The sequence below is a fragment of the Streptomyces sp. SM1 genome, assembly GCF_002910825.1.
In the GTDB taxonomy this organism is placed as follows: Bacteria; Actinomycetota; Actinomycetes; order Streptomycetales; family Streptomycetaceae; genus Streptomyces; species Streptomyces okerensis.
The window spans coordinates 1-6,538 of record NZ_NEUB01000303.1 but is presented as its reverse complement, the minus strand read 5'-3'; the positions used below and the strand labels follow the sequence as shown (position 1 = coordinate 6,538).

Sequence of the window (6,538 nt, the reverse complement as noted above, 5' to 3'; positions counted from 1 at the left end):
CGCCTGGGGCGGCACCGAGCCGTTCAGGGCGATCGTCGGCTCGTCCTGCGGCCGTGCGGGGACCACGGACAGGTCGTATCCGCACGCACCGCAGAAACGATCACCCGACTCGAGGGGTTCCTCGCAGCTCGGGCATTTCGACAGAGCGGCCTGCTGGGGCATCTGCGACATCAACTACACCCACGTCCGGGGGCGGTAACGATTGGCACGTTCCACCAGGTCGATCCTCTCCTCGCCGCTGCGCGCCAGCCGGGCCAGCGTGCGGTACGAACGCTCCAGGCCGAAGCGCAGGCCCCGCTCGTCCAGGCCGCTGCCGAGCAGCGTCCGTCCCCCGGCGGCGGAAGGGGCGGAACCCTGGCCCCCGGAGAGTACCCAGTCCAGCCCGCAGCCGAGGACCTCGGCCGACAACAGCTCGCGCCGTGCCGGATCCAGACCGTACGCCTCCAGGGCCTCGACCTGCCCGGCGGCGGCGGCCAGGTCGTCCAGGAACGGTACGTCACCGGGGGTGGCCACGCGCCCGCGCAGCCGCGCCCGGACGGCCGCCACCCGCGCGGCCGTGTAGTGGATGGACGACTCCGGCACCGACTCCAGCGTCCGTACGGCGCCACGCCGGTCACCGGCCGCCAACTGGACGCGGGCCAGCCCGAACGCGGCGCTCACATAGCTCGGGTCGGTCGACCACACCAGGCGGTAGTACTCCGCGGCGTTGTCCAACTGGCCCAGCACCTCCGCGCACAGGCCCAGCGCCAGCTTCGGCGCGATGTCACCCGGGAAGGCGTCGTAGATCGCGTCGAAGGCGAGCGCCGCGCCCTCGTGGTCGCCGGTGACGAGCGCGGCCACGCCCCGGTACCAGACCACCCGCCAGTCGTCGGGGTCCTCGTCCTCCAGCGCGCGCAGTGTCCGGAGCGCCATGTCCCGCTCGCCGGTCTCCAGCCGGGCGCGCATCTCGCGCAGCCGGGTCTCGGCCGACGGGGCGGGCGCCGCCGCCAGGGCGTTGATCAGTTCACCCGGTGCGGACGTCAGCAGGCCCGCGAGGAAACCGGCGTTGGGGTCGGTGGCGTGGACGTGCGGCACGGGGAGCGCCAGCGCGGCGGCAGCGCAGTCGACGGGCCTGACGAGGGCGGCGGGCGGAGCTGCGGGCATGGCAGGGGCGGCAGGGGTACCGCCCGCGGGGGCGAGGGCCGGGCGGCCCTTCCCGGGGCGGGTCCGGCGGCGGGTCGCCCTGGTTCCGAGACGGGACACGTCCCCGTCCAGCGCCGGGAACAACTCCGTGTCCGTCACCCGCAGTTCCGGGCCGAACAGCGTGGACAGCGCGGGCCGGGCCCGGCCCGACTGGAGCGAGACCACCTCGCGCAGCACACCCGTCAACTGCTCGGTCATCTCCTGGGCGGAGGCGAACCTGCGGGCCGGGTCGGGGTCGGTGGCGCGCACCAGCAGCCGGTAGTACGACTCGTACCGCCGGAACACCTCGATGTTGTCCGGGTCCGGCAGCGAGTCCACGAAGACGCTCGTGTACCCCTGGAAGTCGAACGTGAGGACGGCGAGCGTACGGGCCACCGTGTACAGGTCGGACGCCACCGACGGGCCCGCCTCGGCGACCTCGGGCGCCTGGTAGCCGACCGTGCCGTAGATGGCCGACTCCTCGTCGTCCGTCCGGCGCACCGCGCCCATGTCGATCAGCTTCAGCTGGTCCTCGGTCTGGATCGCGTTGTCGACCTTGAAGTCGCAGTACAGCAGGTTCCGGCTGTGCAGATGCCCGAGCGCCTCCAGGGCCTCGATGCCGTACGCGCAGGCCTGCTCCACCGGCAGCGGGTCACGTCTGCCGTCCGGTGTGCGGCGGGCGTTGGCGATCTCCTTCAGCGACTTGCCGCCCAGGTACTCCATGACGATGTAGCCGTCGAGGGAGCCGGTGCGCTGGTCCAGGTGCTCCACGAAGTTGTAGATCCGCACGATGTTGGCGTGCTCGATCTCGGCGAGGAAGCGCCGCTCGGAGATCGCCGCCGCCATCGCGTCCTGGTCGCCCGTGTCCAGCAGGCCCTTGAGGACCACCCAGCGGTCCGAGACGGCCCGGTCCACGGCGAGGTAGATCCAGCCCAGTCCGCCGTGCGCCAGACAGCCGACCACCTCGTACTGGCCGTGCACCACGTCCCCGGACCGCAGCTTCGGCACGAACGAGTACGGGTGGCCGCACTTGGTGCAGAACCCCTCCGTACGCCCCGGCCGGCCGTTGCGGGCCCGGCCCACCGGCGCCCCGCAGTCCGAGCGCGAACAGAACCGCTTCCGCTCGGGGACCTCGGGGTCGTCCAGCACCATCCCGCGCGGATCGGGCCGCGGGATCGGCGGCACCTCGACCAGCCCGGCGCCGAGGCGGCCCCGGCCGGACGAACCGGCGCCCGCCCCGGAGCTGCGCACGGACACCGAGCGGCTGGAGACCCGGCCCGAGAGCGCGCGGGAGAGCCGCCCGGAGACCGAACGGCGGGACTTCGACGACTGCGACGACGTACGCGCGCTGCGGCCGCTGCCACGGCTGCTGTGCGACCGTCCGCTCCCCGACGAGCCGCGCGAGTCGCGGCCGCCCGCCGTGATGCCGGTCGGGGGCGAGGCGACCAGCCCCGTCGGCGACACGACCGGGGCGAGGCCGCAGGTGTCGCAGTACAGCTCGCCGCCGCCGACATCCTCGTACCTGCCCTCGCAGTCGGGGCGCTGACAGGCGCGTGCCGCCTGGCCGGCCGCGGCCTCCCCGTTCTCCGGCCCGCTCATGACCCCGCCTCCCCCTGGTCGCTCATGCGCCCGGCCCTCTCCGGTCGTCCGGCCCGCCCTGCTCCGGGACCCGCGGTGTGCCGCCGAGCAGTTCCGTGGCCGCGTACTGGTAGCGCAGCACGGCCTGTTCGGCGACGCGCAGATCACAGGGCGCGCTCCACAGCATGCGGCGCGCCTTCTCGTACCGCTCCACCAGCTCGGGGTCCTCCGCGAGGCCGTGCCGGGCCACCTTCGCCCTGTACGCGTCCAGTCGGCCGCGCAGCTCCGCACGGATCGCCAGCGGTGCCGTGACCGCCGTCAACGACTCCCGCGCGCGCAGCAGTTCGTCCTCCGCCTTCTGCTCGAGGGACTCCAGCAGCGGCGACAGCCGGTGCCACTGGGCGTGCCTGCGGTACTCGGCGGCCGTGGACAACTGCTCCTGCAGCACCGTCGGCGGCCCGCTGACCACCGGCACCTCCGTCGCGGCGATCTTCGCCAGCACCTCGCCGCGCGCGGTGCGCGCCTCGGCGAGCGTGCGGTCGGCGCGGGACAGGACGTCCCGCAGCCTGACGATCCGCTTCTCGGCATCCTGGCGGACCGTCAGCACCGCGTCGATCTCACGGCGTACGTCCTCCAGCGCGCGCGCCTCGCGGTCGTACACCGTGGTGTCCGGCCTGCCGCCGCCCGGCGCCGAACTGCCCTCCGTGGGCTTCCAGTAGGCCAGCGGATCGGACACCACCTGTTCGCGCAGCCTCGTCAGCGTGCGGGTGATCCGCTCCAGGTCGTCGCCCGCCGGATGCTCGCCCGGACGGACCCCGACCGAGTGCGCCAGCCTGCTCGTGCGGTGGAGCTCGGCGGTCAGCAGATCGATCCGCGCGGGCAGCGCCGACCAGACCGCGTCCGCGGCCACCACCATGTCCAGCGAGGCCGCGTACAGCTCGTTCATCCGGTCGACGAGGGCGACGAGGGAGTACCGCTCGCTGAGCCTGCCCTGGCGGGCGCCGTCCGGCGCCGGCGAATGGGCCGCCGCCGACGCGGCGCCCGCCACCGTCACCGAGTCACCGCGCAGCAGCTCCGTCAGCGCGACCAGGTCCTCGCGGCTGGACCAGCGGCGGCGGGAGCGGATGTCCCGGGCGGTGCGCAGCGCGTCCGTGTACGCGTCGAAGTACGTCCACAGCAGCGTGATCGACGCCTCCGTGGCCGTCCAGCGCTCCTGTGTCACGCCGGTGAGCTGCGCGCCCTCCAGGAGTCTTCGGCCCGCGTGGTCCTGCAGGGCGAGGAGCGAGGTCTCGATCGCCTCGTGCTCCGCGCCGAGCCGCGCCAGCGCACGGTCCACCTCGTCCCGGTCCAGCACCGGCCCGGCGGGATCCGTGTCGGCCATCGATCACCTTTCGCTGCGGGGTTGTTGACGGTTGGCGGGCGGGGAGGGTGTGGCGGGGTCCGGTCAGCTTCTGCGCAGGTACTCGGGGGCGGGTGGGGCCGAGCGGGAGGAGTCTTCCCCCAGCGTGGCCGACAACCACTCGGTGTACGAGGACTGCCAGCCGTCCGCCGTGTCCGCACGGAAGTCCACCAGGATCCGGTTGACCCGGCGGACCAGGTCGTCCGCGTCCTTCTTCATCGCCACGCCGTAGTACTCGGTCGTGAAGGCCTCGCCCTTGAGCTCGACCGTGGGATCCTGCGCGGCCTGACTGGCCGCGAGCGCGCCGTCCGTGACCACCGCGTCCACCTCACCGAGCTGGAGCCGCACCAGGCAGTCCAGCTGGTTGGGGACCGTCGTGCGGATGTCGGCCGACTCCGGGAGCCGGCCGGCCTTCCTGTCCGCCTCCAGTGTCGAGTACGCCGTCGAGCCCGTCGCCGTGCATATCTCCTGGTCCGCCAGGGTCGTGTCGTACCCCTCGACCGGTGACGACTTCGGGGCGAGGACCTGCTGGCCCGTCTTGAAGTACGGGGCCGAGAACGCCACTTCCTGGATGCGCGCGCAGTTGATCGTCATCGTGCGGACGACCATGTCGACCCGGCCGTCCTTGATCGCCGGGATGCGCTGGTCGGTCGGGATCGCCTTGAACTGGACCGCGTCCGGGTCGCCGAGTATGTCCTCGGCGATACGGTGCACCAGGTCGATGTCGAACCCCTCGAGCTTCACGCCCTCACCGCTGTTGGGGTTCCGGTAGCCCCAGCGGTAGCTGTTCTGGTCCACCCCGACGACCAGCTTGCGCTTCTCGCCCTCACGGCTCTTGATCTCCGCGATCGTCGGGCCGTCGGCGTCGCCGGGGGGCAGGGTCTGCTTCTCCGGGGCCGTGCACTCCTCGGCGGCCCGCGTCCGTTCGGCGTGGGAGACGGACTCGCCGGTCGTGTTCGCCGGGGTGCGGCCCTGGGCGCCGGTGCAGGTCAGGAGGAGGGCGAAGAACAGCGCCAGGGCGCAGGCCGTCGCCATCGCGCCCACCCCGCCCCAGCCCTTCGGGCGGGTCCGCGGGACTTGTGCGGTCATCCTCGGCGCCCCCTTCGGCCCGGTCGCCCCCTCGGGGTCGGGCATGTGCGCGTTCATCGGTACTCCGACAGCCTGCGGCCGATGCCCAGCACCGCGCCGGCCGCGCCCAGCACCGCCAGCCCCGCCGCGCCGAGCGGCAGACCCGTCAGCGCGTCCCGGCCGTCGCCGGCCGCCTGCCTGAACTCCGTCTCCTCGTGCGCCAGCGCCGTGGCCAGGTTCTTGTCGACGCTGTCGAAACACTCGCCCGTCGCGCCCTTCGGGCCGATCACCATGTCCAGCGCCTGCTGGTAGTTGCCGTTCTCGTCCTGCTCACGCGCGGCCGCGTGACGCTTCTTCCATTCGGTCATGTTGCTCACCGCCGAGGTGACCGGCTCCGCGCCGCTGTCGTCGTCCGCGAGCCGCTCGGCGCGGGCCAGCCCCTTCGCGAGGACGTCCATGTCGCGGCCGAAGTCGTAGTCGTACGCGTCGTACGTCTCCTCGCCGACCTTCGTCGTCTCCGCGCCGCGCGCCACCAGGGTGAGGTTCTCGTTGCCCCTGGCCTTCAGCGAGGCGATGCGCGCGTCGTGCAGGACGTCGAGGGAGCGGACGCCGTGGTCGTAGGAGTCGTTCAGGTTCGAGCGGGAGAGGGTGTGGCCGGCCGTCAGCCAGAGCAGCACCACCGCGGCCGACGCCGTGGCCGCCACCAGGCCGTGGTTGAGGACGCGGTGGGTGCGCAGGTAGGTGCGCCGCTGGGCCCAGGCGAGGACGGCGAGGACGGCGAGACCGAGGGCCATCGCGGCCCACGGGTAGGGGGTCGCGTCCGCGTAGTCCGAGCGGAGCCGCCGGTTCTCCGTCGTGTACAGCTTCTCCGCCGCCGGGAGCATCTCCTGCTGCATCTTCTCGTTCGCGTACCGCAGGTAGGCGCCACCCACGGGGAAACCCTGACGGTTGTACGTGCGGGCGCGTTCCACCAGGCCCTTGTACTCGGGGAGCAGACGGTTGAGCTCGGTGATCGTCTCCGCGGAGGACGAACCGGGGTCCGAGTTGGCCGCGGCGTTGACGAGTTTGGCGGCGGCGGTGCGGATGTCGTTCTCGTAGCGGTCGCGGGAGGCGGCGGTCTCCTGACCGCCGGCCAGGAAGCCGCTGGACGCCGCGGTGTTCGCGTCCGCGAGGGAGCGGTAGATGTCGGCGGCGTCCGACGTGAGGGGCTGGCTGCTGGTGAGGACGTCGTCGGCGGCCGCGGCCCGGTCGGTCATCTGCCAGGCCGTCACGGCTCCGAACGCGAGGACGAGGGCGGCCAGGACCGCGCCGATGATGCGGAGCCGGCCGGGT

Annotated in this window: 5 protein-coding genes; all 5 read right to left on the bottom strand. The window is 73.0% G+C overall.

Annotated elements, in window-relative coordinates; translation table 11 throughout:
• Window positions 1-171 (bottom strand): zinc ribbon domain-containing protein (locus B9S61_RS07255; protein ID WP_146064746.1); only part of this gene is annotated, 171 nt, incomplete at its 3' end.
• A gap of 3 nt (window positions 172-174) precedes the next feature.
• The gene (locus B9S61_RS07250; protein ID WP_103541497.1) at window positions 175-2,760 is read right to left on the bottom strand and encodes a serine/threonine-protein kinase; all 2,586 of its coding nucleotides are present in this window, start codon (window positions 2,758-2,760) and stop codon (window positions 175-177) included.
• 22 nt (window positions 2,761-2,782) lie between these two features.
• Window positions 2,783-4,120 carry a hypothetical protein gene (locus B9S61_RS07245; RefSeq protein ID WP_103541496.1) on the bottom strand — a complete coding sequence of 446 codons (1,338 nt, stop codon included), beginning with the start codon at window positions 4,118-4,120 and terminating at the stop codon, window positions 2,783-2,785.
• Between the two features lie 63 nt (window positions 4,121-4,183).
• Complete coding sequence (locus tag B9S61_RS07240; protein ID WP_181007282.1) at window positions 4,184-5,227, bottom strand: glutamate ABC transporter substrate-binding protein; 1,044 nt, start codon at window positions 5,225-5,227, stop codon at window positions 4,184-4,186.
• A gap of 53 nt (window positions 5,228-5,280) precedes the next feature.
• Window positions 5,281-6,538 (bottom strand): hypothetical protein (locus B9S61_RS07235; RefSeq protein ID WP_103541495.1); only part of this gene is annotated, 1,258 nt, incomplete at its 5' end.

Coding starts and splice junctions, on each gene's coding strand:
- B9S61_RS07250 (WP_103541497.1), bottom strand. CDS start 2,760: ATGAGCGGGCCGGAGAACGGGGAGGCCGCGGCCGGCCAGGCGGCACGC.
- B9S61_RS07245 (WP_103541496.1), bottom strand. CDS start 4,120: ATGGCCGACACGGATCCCGCCGGGCCGGTGCTGGACCGGGACGAGGTG.
- B9S61_RS07240 (WP_181007282.1), bottom strand. CDS start 5,227: ATGACCGCACAAGTCCCGCGGACCCGCCCGAAGGGCTGGGGCGGGGTG.